The sequence below is a fragment of the Candidatus Bodocaedibacter vickermanii genome, assembly GCF_014896945.1.
GTDB lineage: Bacteria > Pseudomonadota > Alphaproteobacteria > UBA6184 > UBA6184 > Bodonicaedibacter > Bodonicaedibacter vickermanii.
On record NZ_CP054719.1, the window covers coordinates 1,222,718 to 1,237,193 of the forward strand.

The following is a 14,476-nucleotide window of genomic DNA, read 5'->3' on the forward strand; positions in this document are numbered from 1 at the left end:
CAAAGAGTTCAAAATGCTATTGTTTCGTATAGTGTCATTGGTTCTATTCATGCAGCTTTGTATTAACGCTGCGGCGTTGCCAACAGAAGAAGCGGTGCCTTTACCAAGTGCACAACAGGCAATGATTCAACGAATGGCGGTTGTTGTAGGGGCTAGACCCTATGGTGATGTTTTGGACCGTATGCAGGTTGATGGTGGGCTTTTGAGTGGTAGCAGTGATGATGCAGAAACGATTGAGCGTAGAGCAGCCATTATCCATGCATTTTGGGCGAATTATTGTGATGTAAAGTTGGAGCAAGAGCCATTGCCCAGGTCAGATGATCGCCGATTATTTGCAAATCTATTAGCGTTAATTCGAGATCCGAAAGCTATCCCAAATGAGCGGTTGACGATCGAAGATGAAGAGGAAATGTTAGATATAGCATCCATAAAATTTAGAATTTCCTGTGATTTTTTATTTGTGGACTGCGATGCTGAGGAATTGGATGGCCTTTGTAAGGCGAATGCCGTGCTTTCTGATATATCTTCGGAAGTTGAAAACTGCATGGTATGGTTTATTAAGATATTGCGGTCTAAAGATGCCGAAACGCCTCAAGGGAAATCTATCTTAATTGGTCGATTGGTTAATGTTGCAAGTTTCTTTAACGATCTAGCTACGTCAGATAATCTAAGCAAAAGAATGCGCGCACGAGATATTTTAGAAAATTGTGCTATTTCGAATGCAAAAGATTGTGCTGACAGAGCTATTTCTGGATTAGACGATATGGAATTTGAGATGGCGTTGTTTAATGCTCCAAATCTGGAAGCTGCGATCCATTTTTTAGTTAGACAGTATAAAAAGCATATTATTCAAGAGTGTTTGGTTGACCATGAATATGCCGAATCTGCAGAGGAATACGTATATTTGTTGTTGTTGCTGAGTGATCATTTTAATTTAGGCATCTCGTCAAAAGGAATTTGGTCAGCACAATGTGGTGCCAGAAAGCCCTTTGATAAAGCTGCACGACTGTTAATGGAAAACTTAAGCATAGAGGGTGTATGCCATTTCATCGCCAAGCATTCTGGATTTAGAAGCTTTTTGCGATCTAAACCAGAATATCAAGAGCAACTAGAAACAGCTGCAAGCAATCCAGATCTTGCAGAAGATGCGGTGTATGCTTGTGTGCGTAACATTATTGAGCCGTATATCTACGCAACATTTGTTCTTGAGGGTGAAAAGTTTCAAGAATTAACAGCAGCGGATATAGCAGAGATGAGTGCTTGTTTGGAAAAATCTGCCGTTTAGTTGTCGGCTTCGTCGTCAGGAATCATGCCTAAGGCTGCTCTGTAAATATCTAACAGTTCTTCTTGTTCTTGAACTTCTTGTGTATCCATGCGGCGGATTTTCAGAATTTGGCGCATAACCTTTGTATCAAAGCCTGACGATTTTGCTTCGCCAAATACGTCGCGAATATGTTCGGCCATATTTGCTTTTTCTTGTTCTAATTTTTCAATGCGTTCAATTAAGTTTTTTAAGTGAAGTTTTGTATCGTTTGTTGTGATCATAAAAAAAGCCTCCGTTAAGAATTTGGTAATGAACAGTTATTATTATATAAAAGGTTCCGTTGTGTATAATAAAAAAAATAAAAGTTCAAAGGCGGAACTTTTTTCATTTAATGGTCGGAGTGGCGGGATTCGAACCCACGGCCCCCACACCCCCAGCGTGGTGCGCTACCAGGCTGCGCTACACTCCGATGGTCATACTTATAAATGATCTAGCGATTTCATTCAAGAAAAATCCATCAACGTGCCGGCAGCATGATGCTGCACCCATTAGGTTAGATTGGATCTGATCTGATCGGACACGGATTATTGCCGTGGAGAGTGGGGAAGGTTTTGATTCTTTGAGTTGGATTTTGTGCGATTTGAGATATGAGAGAATGAGGGAATTTTTGCCCCACCTTCGGCGCAGGAGGAGTAAGGGTGAAAAATGAATTTGAGATATTTTGTGGTGATGTAGTGTTTTAGTTCCTTGTTGTTGTTTGAAAGTGCTGTGTTTGTAGTTTTCAGGGTTAAGTTACATAGAATCCGTGTCAGACCATATCGGATCTAACCTAACGGATGCAACCGCAGGTTGGCGGCTCAAGGGCGCTTTCCGCGCCAGAGCGGCGGTTGCCGCTATCAAATCGCGTTGCGATTTGCTTGAGCCGCATAAAGACAGAGGTTGGCACGCAGAGAGAGCTGATACAGTTGGTGGATGTGTTGTTTTTATAATCCGTGTCAGATCACATCGGATCTAACCTATTGGGTGTAACCTCAGGTTGCCGGGTCTTGAAATAACAGGGCGTTTTCGGGGCGCTTCAGCTTGTGGATAAAAATGTGGATAAAAATAGATAAATCAATTTATACAAAAAAGGCAGTTTCAAAAGAGTTTAAGAAATAATTATGAGTGGAAGTTTTGTTTTTTTATAGAAGACCTTATTTCAAAGCCTTGAAGAACAACTTGGTGGAAGATATCAAAAGTAAATTCGTAAGTCAAAGGATAAAAAAATATTTTTTTTGTGATGAATAGTTATCCCCAAAATCTGGGGATAACTATGTGTATAACCATGCAGTTAAAATTAAAGGAGCTGATTATGCTAGACAATTGACCTGTTTGATCAAAATTTGTGCAGTTTTTAGCGTGCAGGGATATAATAAAATACTTTCATTAATCCAACAGTGTTAAATCCAAGCTTTGGGTAGACGGGAACCCCCAGAGGCTGAGCTTGCAAGACGCTCCAACGATAGCCGCGTGCAATGGCTTCTTTTAATGGAACGTAACTGAGCGCAGAGCCTAATCCGTGCCTGCGGTAATCAGGATGAACTCCCACCCAATATAGGCTTGCAAAATGTTCGCTAAAGTATATCAGGCTGCTTCCTATGACTTCGCCGTTTACAGACCCTAGATAAAAGGAGACAGTGGGATTCTTTTTTGAGGGTTTGAAATTGTTAAAATATTCACGCAGTTGCGTTGCTTCTTGTGGGTTTCGCCGGGCGGCTGAAACTTTTACCCATTGATCAAATTCAGCATCAGTCGTTACTTTCCAGATTTTTAAATTAGGTTTAAATGTATAGTTTTGATCGAGTTTTTGTAAGTCCAGTGCCATCGATGTAAAGTCATCGCTTTCTTTTAAAGAGGTTATGTATTTGAAAATATGATCGTCATCGTCTGCTTCAAAAAAAATAGTGAAGGCGCGATCTTTCATTTTATTGATTACAAGGTCTGAATTTTTATAATTTTTGGCGATGTATACATAGTTTAAGCCGTAAGCATTGTGGCTTTTGACATATTGATAGTCAGCTTCGTTTCGGGCTTCGTAGCCGGCCATTTGCCCGACAAGTGTCCAAAATTCTCTGTGGCTTTGTACAGCCCATTCATGTAGCTGTTTTGGAGTCTTATCGTCTTTGCAAGGGGCGGCATTTATGTGCGTAAAAGAAATAAATAACAGGCTTAAAATAAATAGTGGTTTTTGAAAAAAACGTTGCATCGGATTGTCCTGGTTTAATTTTCATGTGTCAACAAAATATATAACATAGACTTATTTAATAAAGTCTAAAAAACTAAATATCAAGTGTGGTTAAGATTACATTAACTTTCTTAAATTCTTATTATCCCTGATCAGCTATAGATAAATCTATTGGATGCAACAGCACGTTGCCGGGGATCATCCCTGGATGCCAAATGATGCGCTGTTTATGGCAAGGTGTGAAAAAAATGAGTGCGTGTGAAAAAGATGCATGCCTTTGTTCAGGATGCTGCGTGTCGGGCGATGAGGTGTGGTGAACCATCCTGCAGCTGCGTGGGTTACACCCAGTAAAGAATATCGGTCGGCTTGTCGTGACTGAGCATACCGTGCGAGGTGAGTGTGACTTCCTAAATCTAACCCTATGTTAAACTGGGTAGATAAATGGCGGATGAGCGTTGTTATATCCCGAATAGCTAGATTCATTCCTTGGCCTGCCACGGGGTGAATCGCATTGGCGGCATCACCCAGCAGTACCCAACGATGTCCGGCGCGTTGATTTGCCATGAATGCCTTTAAAGGATATTGTCCCACAGGCGTTATGTGTCGAAGTGTACCGAGATAATCGTGTGCTAGGGCAGACAGTAGTCTTTCAATCGAGGTTTCCTGTGATGGCAGCAACGTATTTTTTAGTGACCACACAAACGTAGACGTGTGCGGATCTTTAAGGGGTATGAAGGCTAAAGCTCCCTGAGGGATAAAAAATTCAAAGGCGCGATGATGATGAGATATTTCGTGGTGTAGAGTCCCTGTCAATGCAGTTTGATGATAATCAATGACGCGTGTTGAGCTGAGTATTTCGCGGACTTTAGAATGTCTGCCATCAGCACCAATGATTAATCGCCCTTGGATTTGAGTACCGTTGTCTAACGTTACTGTAGCATGTGTGGTTGCGATAGTAATGGTGTTAATCGCATGCCCATGGCAATAGTCGACATTGGTTGATTCGCTTAGTTTTTTTTCTAACGTGGGGCGAAGAGCAGAGTTTGCGATATTGTAGCCCAGTGGAGTGTTGGGTTGTTTTAACATTAAGGGCGCCTTATCTGTATTCATTCCAATGTGAATTTCTTGAATAGGGCTGGCTGCATTTTTTAAATCATTTTCCCATAACGATAAGCTATCCATTAAGTCTATCGAAGATTGAGAGAGAGCTGTTGCGCGATGATCCTGAATTGTGTTGGGGATATGCTTGTCGATAATGCATAGTTTTAAGTGGGGAAAGGCTTTATGTAAGCTGATAGCGGTTAATGTTCCGATATAGCTTTGCCCAATAATAACACAATCATACATATTAAAATCTCATCAAGAACGTGTGTACAGTCTAACATAAAAATGAATGAGGGTAGAGTTAGATTTTTTTAAGTGTGTGGTTTTGGCTCTTTTACCAAAAGTGTCATATTGAGCAACATTTTTTACTATATTAAAAGGGGAGGAGAAGTGCTGTCTTTGGAAAAGTCAATTATTAAAAAATATTTTTTCTTGTGGATAACTTTGTGTATAAGTCTGTGAGTTAAAGCAATCCATCTAAAACAAACACGGGCATTGATCTATTTTTTATAAAAATCAAGCTGTTTTTTATTGTTCATATACAAATACTTATCCACATTTTTTGTGGATAAGTCTGTGAATAAAAGTGGGGATAACTCTGTTTGCAATGGAGTTTAATTTTCTGCTGAACTGTTTGATTCATTTTTAGGCATGATGAATTGTCATGGACTTTGTCAGTAGGCTCTGCTAAATTAGATCAACGAAAGGACAGTTGTTACATTATGATAAGCGAGTTACCTAAAGTTCGTGGGCGGTACACGGTTAATGAATCTTTATCTAACTATGTTTGGTTTAAAGTTGGTGGACCTGCTGATGTTATTTTTAAGCCAGCGGATCTAGATGACTTAGTTTTTTTTCTAAAACACACATCACCCGAATTGGATATTTTTACCTTAGGTCTTGGATCAAACGTTCTTATCAGAGATGGTGGTATGAACGGTGTTGTGATTCGTTTGGGGCGTGGGTTTACAGAATGTCGAATCGAAAATGATATGATCATCACAGGGGCTGGTGCTTTAGATCGCAATGTAGCATTAACAGCAGCGGATGCCGGGCTTGCTGGGTTAGAATTTCTGGCATCGATACCTGGAACCATTGGTGGCGCCTTAAAGATGAACGCTGGGTGTTATGATGGGGAGGTTAAGGATGTGTTGGTTTGGGCGAAAGCCTTAGACATGCAAGGAAACCTTAAAACGTATTCCGTAGAAGAGTTAAAGTATACGTATCGTCATTGTGGGTTGGATGAGCCTGTCATTTTTGTTGAGGCTTGTTTTAAGGCGAAAGAACGTCTTCCATCGACGGTGATTCATGACAAGATCAATGATTTCTTAGCAAGGCGTGAGGCGAGTCAACCGATTCGTTCGAAAACGGGCGGTAGCACGTTTAAAAATCCTGAAGGCGTGAAGGCGTGGGAATTGGTTGATAAGGTTGGTGGGCGTGGTTTGAAAATTGGGGATGCTCAATTTTCTGAGAAGCATTGCAATTTTCTAATTAATACGAACAATGCAACCGCTGCAGATATTGAGGCCTTAGGCGAACTGGTGCGGTCTAAAGTGTTGCAGGAGTGTGGAGTTGATCTGCACTGGGAAATCATGCGCATAGGTAAGCCTGCACAATGAAAAAAACCAGGTCAAAACTTTCTAGGAAACGCATTGCAATCTATATAAGTATAGCGTTGTTAAGCATTGCAGTGGGGGCGTTTTTTATTAGCGCTTCGTTACGTGAACGTGTTGAGAGTGTAAAAGATACAGCGCAATCTTGGGTACAAGAAACGAGCTTAAAATTAGCAAGGATTGCTGGATTTTCTGTAGAAAACATACAAATCAGCGGATTGCGATACACGTCCAAAGTCGATGTATTAAAGGTGCTTAATATTAATTATGGCGATAATATTTTTGGTGTAGATACGGAAGCTTTATTGTTGGAGTTAAAAAAAATTGGATGGATTGAACATATTACCATTCAAAAGAAATTTCCGAACACGATTGATATTGTGATTCAGGAATATCGTCCGTATGCGTTATGGCAATATAAGGGTAACGTTGTTGTTATTGCTGAAACTGGCGTGGTTATTCCAAAAGCGGATCCCAAACACTTTTCAGATTTGATGCTTGTGGTTGGAGAAAAAGCAAACTTACAATGTAAGGGATTGTTTTCAATTTTGATGGATTATCCTGGGTTTAAAGATATGATTACATCTGCACAGTTTATGCATGGTCGACGCTGGAGATTATATTTTTCAAGCAATGTGCTTGTGGACTTGCCAGAAGATAATATCGGCGATACTATACATAGTATATATGCATTGCATCAAAAACAAAAAATATTAGATCGAGATGTAGAAATTATTGACATTAGAGTGCCTAATAAGATAGTATTTAAAGGAAGTAGAATTGCTAGAAAACAAAAAAATTGACGAACTGGGAGGTTTGGTTTTTGTTGTTTAAGCGCAACACATCGCCACAGACGTATCATGTCCCCACCATGAATGTATTGGATTTGGGATCGACTAAGTTTATGTGTGCTCAGGGACATAAGGTAAATAATACCTTTCGTACTGCTGGGTTTGGATATCACGCTGCTGGTGGCATGACTGGCGGGCGCATTACTGATATTTCATTATGCGAAGATAGCATTTTACGCGCCATCGAAACGGCTGAAAACCAATCTGGAGAAGTCATTAAAGATATTACAGTTGGTTTAGGTGGTCCCTGTATCCAAAATAAAATCATTAAGATTTCTGTGCAAGTGGGTGGAGACATTGTCGAAGACCATCATGTGGAAACGCTTTTCCAAGAGTTGTTGCGATTTTCTGCAAAGCAGGACAAAGAAGTATTATACTTTATTCCACAATCTTATACGTTGGATGGGGCCATGGGAGTTTTGGATCCCAGGGGAATGATTGCAAAAGAATTATCAGGATCGTTTTTTGTAACCTTTGGTCAACGGATGTTTATGGAAAACATCATGAATGTATTAGACCGGTGCCATTTAATTCCGCAACAATTTATTTCAACCGGGTATGCATCGTCCTTGGGGGCGTTGTTAAAAGATGAAACGGTGTTAGGCGTAACCCATATTGATATGGGGGGGCGACATACAGATGTGACAACATTCCGCGAAGGTAACGTTGTTCAAGCATTTTCGTTACCTGTCGGTGGGGAACATATTACTCAAGATGTGGCCAGAGGTGTTGGCATTAGTATGGCTGATGCAGAACGATTGAAAACATTGTACGGCTCATCTATAATAGAACGTGGTGACGATCAAAAAATACTGCAAGTTCAGATGTTAAACAGTATGAGCGGTAAACAAGTCACAAAACAGCTGTTGGCAACGATCATTCGTTCGCGGGTTGAAGAAATGTTTGAAATGATTACACAACAGATTAAGATTAATATATTAGCCACAGGTCAACGGTATGTGTTGACGGGTGGTTCTAGCATGCTGCATGGCATAAAAGAAAAAGCCGAATTGATGTTAAGAGGTACGGTAAGGTTAGGGCACCCTACAAACGTTGTGGGAGCTAATACAGCATCAATGGGGCCAGAGTTTTCGGTATGTGCAGGATTGTTTGCTTTGGTAGATAAAAATACCCAAGAGGTAGCCATTCCTAAACATACATCACGTAAGTTTTTCTGGGATAGACTTAAGTCTTGGATGTACGATACAATTTAGTTAAAAAAGGTTAAATGGATGGAAGAACAATTGACATTAAATACTCGCGATAAAACGACTGAGGACTTACACGAGTTAAAACCCAAAATTACTGTGATCGGTATTGGTGGGGCAGGTGGAAACGCTGTTAACAACATGATTCGTTATCAGCTTGAAGGCGTGGAGTTTATAACAGGAAATACAGACGCACAAGCGTTGGTACATTCGTTAGCGCCCCATCGTCTTCAATTAGGATTAGAAATCACTCAAGGACTGGGTGCTGGATCTAGACCTGACGTTGGTAAAGCTGCAGCTGAAGAAACAGTTGCTGAAGTGATGAGTAAGATTAAAGGCTCTCACATGGTCTTTATTACAGCAGGTATGGGCGGTGGAACGGGTACGGGTGCAGCCCCCGTAATTGCAAAAGCTGCCAGAGAAGCTGGAATTTTGACGGTGGGTGTGGTAACAAAACCTTTCCATTTTGAAGGTTCAAACCGTATGAAGTCTGCGGAAAAAGGAATTATTGAATTACAACAATATGTTGATACATTAATCGTTATTCCAAACCAAAATCTATTTAGAATCGCAAACGAACGTACAACGTTAGCAGATGCCTTTAAAATGGCAGATGACGTGTTGTATTCAGGTGTGCGTGGGGTTACCGACCTAATGATTATGCCTGGTTTGATTAACTTGGACTTTGCTGACATTCGTTCTGTAATGGGCGAAATGGGTAAAGCCATGATGGGAACAGGCGAAGCTGAAGGCGAAAACCGTGCAATTGAAGCTGCAGAAGCTGCAATTTCAAATCCATTGTTAGACGATGTTTCAATGCGTGGCGCACGGGGTGTTTTGATTAACATCACGGGCGGATATGATATGACATTGTTTGAAGTGGATGAGGCGGCTAACCGTATTCGTCAAGAAGTTGATCCCGAAGCTAATATTATTTTCGGTTCAACATTTGATGAAAAAATGGAAGGCGTTATCCGAGTATCTGTGGTTGCAACGGGAATTGACGCAGAATCAACTCAACATCGTTCAGCGGCAGCGAGATCAACATCACACAGTGGTTTCGGTAGTGCTCAACATATGCCTGAGCCAGTTGTTGCTCAACACAGTGCACCTCAAGAAACCCATGACGAATTTGATGATGAATTAACGGCGACGGCATCCGGTGAGTCGTTAAAATCGTCTGCAGATCACCATGAAGAGATGATCGAAGAATCTATGACGTCGACAGAACCCTACAGAAAAGCGCGCAAGTTGTCTTTCTTTGAACGGTTGACTGGTCGTCGTCATCAAGCTGATCTTGAAGAGGATCATTTATTTCACAAGCCTGCTCAACGTTCTAAAACAAAAGTTAGAACGGATGAAGATCTAAATTTAGATGAAGGTGAAGAATTAGAAATACCCGCGTTTTTGAGACGCAAAAAATAGACGTATTTAAGCGTCACACATAAATATAAAAAGCCAATCTTTATTGGCTTTTTATATTTATAGAGCTTTTTTAATCTGATATACCGCTAGAATCATTAAATTCCCCAACATACCCTAAGAATTAGAAACATTTAGATATAAACATATTTTTATTTGTTATACACGTCTGCTTTCGTTAGCTTTAAAGAGTATCTGTAAAGATACTTACCTTGTTAATTAATATGTGGGAGGACGCTGATGGGGCTATATTCGAAGCTGGATCGAGAGAAAAAAGAAGCCGTTGGACTATTGCAAATTGGAACTTTTTTGGAATATTTTGACTTGATGCTATATGTTCATATGGCTGTTGTGTTAAATGATTTGTTTTTTCCAAAGACGGATCCATTTACAGCAAAGCTATTGACGGCATTTGCATTTAGTTCAACGTTTGTCTTTAAGCCATTTGGAGCCCTTTTGTTTGGATACATTGGTGATAAAATGGGGCGCAAGGCAACCGTTGTAATGACGACGATGATAATGTCCGTGACGTGTTTTGTTATGGCAACGTTACCGACATACGCCCAAATTGGTATTACTGCGTCCATTGGCATTACTGTGTGTCGAATTCTTCAAAGTATTTCATCGTTAGGAGAATCCATCGGGTCAGAAATTTATCTTGCTGAAATTACCAAGCCGCCAGTGCGTTATCCAGTAGTTGGGCTAATCGGGGCTGCGGGAGCCTTTGGTTCGATGGCATCATTAGGGGCTGCGGATGCTTTGATATCGTTAGGGTTGAACTGGCGAGGGGTATTTTTACTAGGAGCTTTAATTGCCGTAATCGGAACGATGGCACGAACGCGATTGCGTGAAACAGCTGAGTTTTCAGATATGAAACGCCGTCTTCAAATTGCAGTAGAAGCAACGCGTAGAGAAGGTTTGGCTCAGGCAGCAGATTTGCTAAAAAGCACAAGCAATGTTTGGAAAGAACGTGTGGAGGTAAAAACAGCCGTTGCATATTTTTTCACGTTTTGTAGTTGGCCAGTGTGTTTTTATGTTTCATATATGTATTGCGGCAGCCTATTAAAGCAAAGCTTTGGTTTGACGGGTGAACAAGTTGTATCACACAACTTTATATTATCTGTGCTCAACTTTATAGGACTGCTAAGTTTTGTACTGTTAACATACAAGGTATACCCACTAAAAATTCTAAAAGCGAAAATGTATATATACTATCCATTTATTTTGCTAACTCCATTTTTTTTGAACAATATTACATCGCCAATGGGGCTTTTAGCATTTCAAGTTGTTGGGGTAGTCTTTGGAACCTCTACAATACCCGCGCGAGCTATTTTCTTAATTCATTTTCCGATATTTAAACGATTTACTTATGCAGGCTTTTTAGCTGCAGTAGCCCATGCTTTGTTATACATTCTGACATCCTTTGGGTTGGCTTATTTAACAGAGCTGCTAGGTCACTGGGGGTTGTTATTAGTAACCGTTCCGACGTCGATTGGTTTTTCATTAGGGGTGCGGTATTTTGAACAATTGGAAAAAAATGCTGACTTGTTACAAAAGACAGGTGTAAAAAAAACTTCGTCATTTAAGGGGTTTAAAATAAACGACAACATGCTTTGATTTAAGAAAGTATAGCTGACTCTAAAAAAATTAAGAAGGATGTTGGGATCTGGCTAGAAGTGCCGGATCCCTTAATTTTTTGAATGTATAGGAATGGATCTGAGGACAATCTAAATATTGGCGGCTCAAGGGTGCTTTATGCACCAGAGCGGCATTGCCGCTATCAAATCGCGTCGACATACGTGAGAGAGTTGATACAGTTGGGGAATGTGTTGTGTAAGACCCACGATGCGATGTAGTTATCAGTGTGAAGGTCTTTGCAAAGCGAGGGGGCTTGATTTGACGGGGCGTGGAATGTCTCTAACGCGCGTACTTATGTTACCCGTATTTGGGTATACAACGTGACGCTGGTGGATGCAACGGCACGTTGCCGGCACGGGCGCGGAACCTAGTTTACAGCAACACACTTTTAACTATGACACGATGTATAGGCTGTATTTTTATTATTTTCGGTTCGTCAATCTTTTGTTAACGCTTGTAGGATATCGTATATTTAGTGCACTTACATAGTTTATTTTAGCCCACCGTTTCGTGAAGAAATGACGGATTGCTTCGTCTATTTAGCCTCGATTTAGGGAGTGGGTTTTGTCCCCCCCACCCGAAGGTCACTGAGGGTGTCTAGGGCACAACTGTTGAAAGTGATTTGAAAAAGAATGTTTTTGACAGCAAATCAATAGAACAGGTGAAATCATTGATAAAACAATTAATTGTGTCAATGATACAGAGATGTATGAATTAAGCAATAGATATGCGACTAATTTACACAATATAAAGCTTTTTATAATATTCATAGCTTGGTGTTTAAGTGGGTGATTTTAATATCGTTAAACACTTCTTCGAGTCACTTTCAACAGTTGTGGTGTCTAGGGCGGGGGGGGGGGGGTAAAAAAATCGCGTTAACTAAATCTTAACCTTTATTAATTCGCAACCTGCGGTTGCATCCGTTAGGTTAGATCCGATGTGACCTGACACATGTTCTAGTAGCAACATTACATGTGTTCAGAAATTCAATAGTTTCAAACAGGTAAACTTACTGAATGCGGGATTCAATGAGGTTCTCAAATAAATTCCTGAACTGTTGCAACGTTGTGTTTCACAATCCGTGTCAGGTCACATCGGATCTAACCTAACGAGTGCAGCGTGACGCTGCCAACGTGCCGTTGGATCCATTAGGCAATACGGTTTGTAAAAATTGAGATCTCCAAGGCATTGGGTGGTTTTTTATAATCCGTGTCTGTGCGAATCGGATCTAACTTATGGGTGCAGCATCATGCTGCTTTTCTTCAATACCATCTTGCATAAATTATATTGTTGGTTGTTTTATTGTGCCGAATTTACGTTAATAAACTCAATGATTCGTTCTTCGGCAGTTTTAAAAATAGCATTAACATTGAGTGGCCTGTCTGCGGAGATATGCTGTGGATACAACCCTATGCCGATAACGATGGTTTCTGATTCATTTGGAAACGTGTGTTTTAATACTTTAGAAAAGCCTTTGACGTGTCCAATGAATGCGGTGCGATATTCTAAAAAGCGGCTGTCAGTCATACTCATAGTCCAGCTTAAAAGAGTTTCTTTTTCAGGTTCAACAGTCAACAGTCCATCTTTTACAATGGGGTCGACAAACCACAATTCTTTTGCGATATATTCTTCCATCCAGGTTGCATTATTACACGCATAGAAATTGGGTATTCCGTTAACGCTTCGGAATACACCAATATAAATATGCTTGAATATAGAATCTGCTAGAATAAAATCCTTTGCGATCAAACAACGATCGTAAAATGATTTGGATGATGCCATGTTAATCCCGATACATTTGAGTAGCAGTAAGTTGTCGAGATCGTTGAGTCAATAAAAGAGCAACACACAATACAGAAGAAGTGATCATCACCCATAATGCGGGGCTTCCATTATTTTGAATCATCAGTTTAGAGATCTGGGGAGTTAAGCCTCCTAAAACACCTGTACCTAAGGAAAAGCTAAACGAGACCGCACTATATCGATTCGTGTTTGGAAATAGCTCTTGCATATAAATATGTTGAGGGCCTGCATGTAATCCGATTAAGCATCCAAAAATCAATTGTCCTAATATCGCTTGAGTAAAAGAACCTGATAGCAGCAATGAAAACGTCGGTGCAATCAATAGAACACTTAGGATTCCTGCAGTAACCATAATATAAATTTTGTTTGCTTTGATTTTATCAGATAGATAGCCAGAAAATACACACATGCTTGCAAACGAGACCAATCCAATAAAGCTTAATGCATAGATTTCATTTCGAGTAAATCTGTGTAATTCAGTTAAGATAGACGTGGGGGTAATGAGTGTAAACATCATATACGCCAGAACTGCTGTTTGACCAGCAATTAGAGCAGTCAGTAGCATCTGAAGTTTATAGTGACGAAACGCATCTAAAATCGGGGTGGTTACGAAAGATTTTTCTTGCAAAGCCTTTTGAAATTCTGGGCTTTCCAAATTCTTTCGTCGAACATAATAACCAAATAATGCGATACACATACCAAATAAAAATGGAACCCGCCATGCCCATTCTGGGAATGTATTGTTAGTGAAAATAAAGGATACAATCGTTGCAAACAACAATCCGGAGGCAGACGACGCGGTCATCATTCCGCTGACTAAGCCTCGGTGTTTGGGCTCTTGGTGTTCTAAGGCAAAAATAGCGGCACCGTTGTATTCGCCGCCCGTACAAAATCCTTGTAAAATTCGAACGCTGACTAAAATAATTGGCGCCAATATACCGATAGTTTCATAGGTGGGCAGAATGGTGATAATAAAGCTTGGGATAGCCATTAAATACATGGATAGGCTAAGCGCCAAACGCCGGCTGTAACGATCACCGATGTATCCAAATATTAATCCGCCTAATGGACGTGCGATTAAACCAATGGAAAATACACCGACACCGTTTAAGAAAAGGGTGGACACGGGGTCAGAGTTTGGAAAAAATAAGGTTGTAAATAACCCGGCTAAAGCCCCATACAATGCAAAATCATAGAATTCTAGGGTGTTTCCGATAAAAGAAGAAAAGACAGCGCGTTTATTCATTAAAGAACTCCTTTCAACAATCTATTCTGAATGATACTTCTATGATTATATATATTCTTCTGTAAATATTTTGCAATAGGAAAAAAATTTGTTATGGTGGGCT

11 protein-coding genes and 1 tRNA gene are annotated in these 14,476 nt (G+C 40.3%); 6 read left to right on the plus strand and 6 right to left on the minus strand.

The genetic code is table 11. The features are described 5' to 3' along the window. The first annotated feature begins 13 nt into the window (after positions 1–13). Positions 14–1,285, plus strand: coding sequence for a hypothetical protein (locus tag CPBP_RS05515; RefSeq protein WP_350331861.1), 1,272 nt, complete (start codon positions 14–16; stop codon positions 1,283–1,285). Here the strand turns inward: CPBP_RS05515 and CPBP_RS05520 are convergent. The 4 genes from CPBP_RS05520 to CPBP_RS05535 form a co-directional block, all read right to left on the minus strand. Next, on the minus strand, positions 1,282–1,545 hold the full coding sequence (locus tag CPBP_RS05520) for a DUF2312 domain-containing protein (protein WP_350331862.1): 264 nt from the start codon (positions 1,543–1,545) through the stop codon (positions 1,282–1,284). The two genes, CPBP_RS05515 and CPBP_RS05520, sit on opposite strands and share 4 nt — an antisense overlap. A gap of 111 nt (positions 1,546–1,656) precedes the next feature. Continuing rightward, a tRNA-Pro gene (locus tag CPBP_RS05525) sits at positions 1,657–1,733 on the minus strand. 924 nt (positions 1,734–2,657) lie between these two features. Next, positions 2,658–3,509 carry a GNAT family N-acetyltransferase gene (locus CPBP_RS05530; RefSeq protein WP_350331863.1) on the minus strand — a complete coding sequence of 284 codons (852 nt, stop codon included), beginning with the start codon at positions 3,507–3,509 and terminating at the stop codon, positions 2,658–2,660. A gap of 177 nt (positions 3,510–3,686) precedes the next feature. Beyond that, a complete protein-coding gene (locus CPBP_RS05535) occupies positions 3,687–4,835 on the minus strand; it encodes an FAD-dependent monooxygenase (RefSeq protein ID WP_350331864.1) in 1,149 nt (382 codons plus the stop codon). Positions 4,836–5,314: 479 nt separating this feature from the next. On the opposite strand from CPBP_RS05535, the gene murB reads away from it, so the two are divergent. The 5 genes from murB (at position 5,315) to CPBP_RS05560 (ending at position 11,303) form a co-directional block, all read left to right on the plus strand. Then, the gene (murB, locus tag CPBP_RS05540) at positions 5,315–6,211 is read left to right on the plus strand and encodes a UDP-N-acetylmuramate dehydrogenase (protein WP_350331865.1); all 897 of its coding nucleotides are present in this window, start codon (positions 5,315–5,317) and stop codon (positions 6,209–6,211) included. Further along, positions 6,208–7,008 (plus strand): cell division protein FtsQ/DivIB, encoded by an 801-nt coding sequence (locus tag CPBP_RS05545; protein ID WP_350331866.1) that lies wholly within the window; start codon positions 6,208–6,210, stop codon positions 7,006–7,008. Before murB ends, CPBP_RS05545 begins: the two co-directional genes overlap by 4 nt. A gap of 23 nt (positions 7,009–7,031) precedes the next feature. Next, positions 7,032–8,270, plus strand: coding sequence for a cell division protein FtsA (ftsA, locus tag CPBP_RS05550; protein ID WP_350331867.1), 1,239 nt, complete (start codon positions 7,032–7,034; stop codon positions 8,268–8,270). 18 nt (positions 8,271–8,288) lie between these two features. After that, positions 8,289–9,689: a cell division protein FtsZ gene (gene ftsZ, locus CPBP_RS05555; protein ID WP_350331868.1), complete on the plus strand. Its 1,401-nt coding sequence runs from the start codon at positions 8,289–8,291 to the stop codon at positions 9,687–9,689. Positions 9,690–9,926: 237 nt separating this feature from the next. Beyond that, complete coding sequence (locus tag CPBP_RS05560) at positions 9,927–11,303, plus strand: MFS transporter (protein WP_350331869.1); 1,377 nt, start codon at positions 9,927–9,929, stop codon at positions 11,301–11,303. Between the two features lie 1,320 nt (positions 11,304–12,623). Here CPBP_RS05560 and CPBP_RS05565 read toward each other — a convergent pair. Together CPBP_RS05565 and CPBP_RS05570 are read right to left on the minus strand one after the other, a co-directional pair. After that, positions 12,624–13,106 (minus strand): hypothetical protein, encoded by a 483-nt coding sequence (locus CPBP_RS05565; protein WP_350331870.1) that lies wholly within the window; start codon positions 13,104–13,106, stop codon positions 12,624–12,626. A gap of 1 nt (position 13,107) precedes the next feature. Further along, a complete protein-coding gene (locus CPBP_RS05570; RefSeq protein WP_350331871.1) occupies positions 13,108–14,373 on the minus strand; it encodes an MFS transporter in 1,266 nt (421 codons plus the stop codon). Positions 14,374–14,476: the final 103 nt, after the last annotated feature.

Bases quoted from the DNA above. Each gene is read 5' to 3' on its own strand.
- murB (WP_350331865.1), top strand. From the start codon at position 5,315: ATGATAAGCGAGTTACCTAAAGTTCGTGGGCGGTACACGGTTAATGAA.
- CPBP_RS05565 (WP_350331870.1), bottom strand. From the start codon at position 13,106: ATGGCATCATCCAAATCATTTTACGATCGTTGTTTGATCGCAAAGGAT.
- ftsZ (WP_350331868.1), top strand. From the start codon at position 8,289: ATGGAAGAACAATTGACATTAAATACTCGCGATAAAACGACTGAGGAC.
- CPBP_RS05520 (WP_350331862.1), bottom strand. From the start codon at position 1,545: ATGATCACAACAAACGATACAAAACTTCACTTAAAAAACTTAATTGAA.
- CPBP_RS05515 (WP_350331861.1), top strand. From the start codon at position 14: ATGCTATTGTTTCGTATAGTGTCATTGGTTCTATTCATGCAGCTTTGT.
- CPBP_RS05545 (WP_350331866.1), top strand. From the start codon at position 6,208: ATGAAAAAAACCAGGTCAAAACTTTCTAGGAAACGCATTGCAATCTAT.
- CPBP_RS05535 (WP_350331864.1), bottom strand. From the start codon at position 4,835: ATGTATGATTGTGTTATTATTGGGCAAAGCTATATCGGAACATTAACC.
- CPBP_RS05530 (WP_350331863.1), bottom strand. From the start codon at position 3,509: ATGCAACGTTTTTTTCAAAAACCACTATTTATTTTAAGCCTGTTATTT.
- CPBP_RS05570 (WP_350331871.1), bottom strand. From the start codon at position 14,373: ATGAATAAACGCGCTGTCTTTTCTTCTTTTATCGGAAACACCCTAGAA.
- CPBP_RS05560 (WP_350331869.1), top strand. From the start codon at position 9,927: ATGGGGCTATATTCGAAGCTGGATCGAGAGAAAAAAGAAGCCGTTGGA.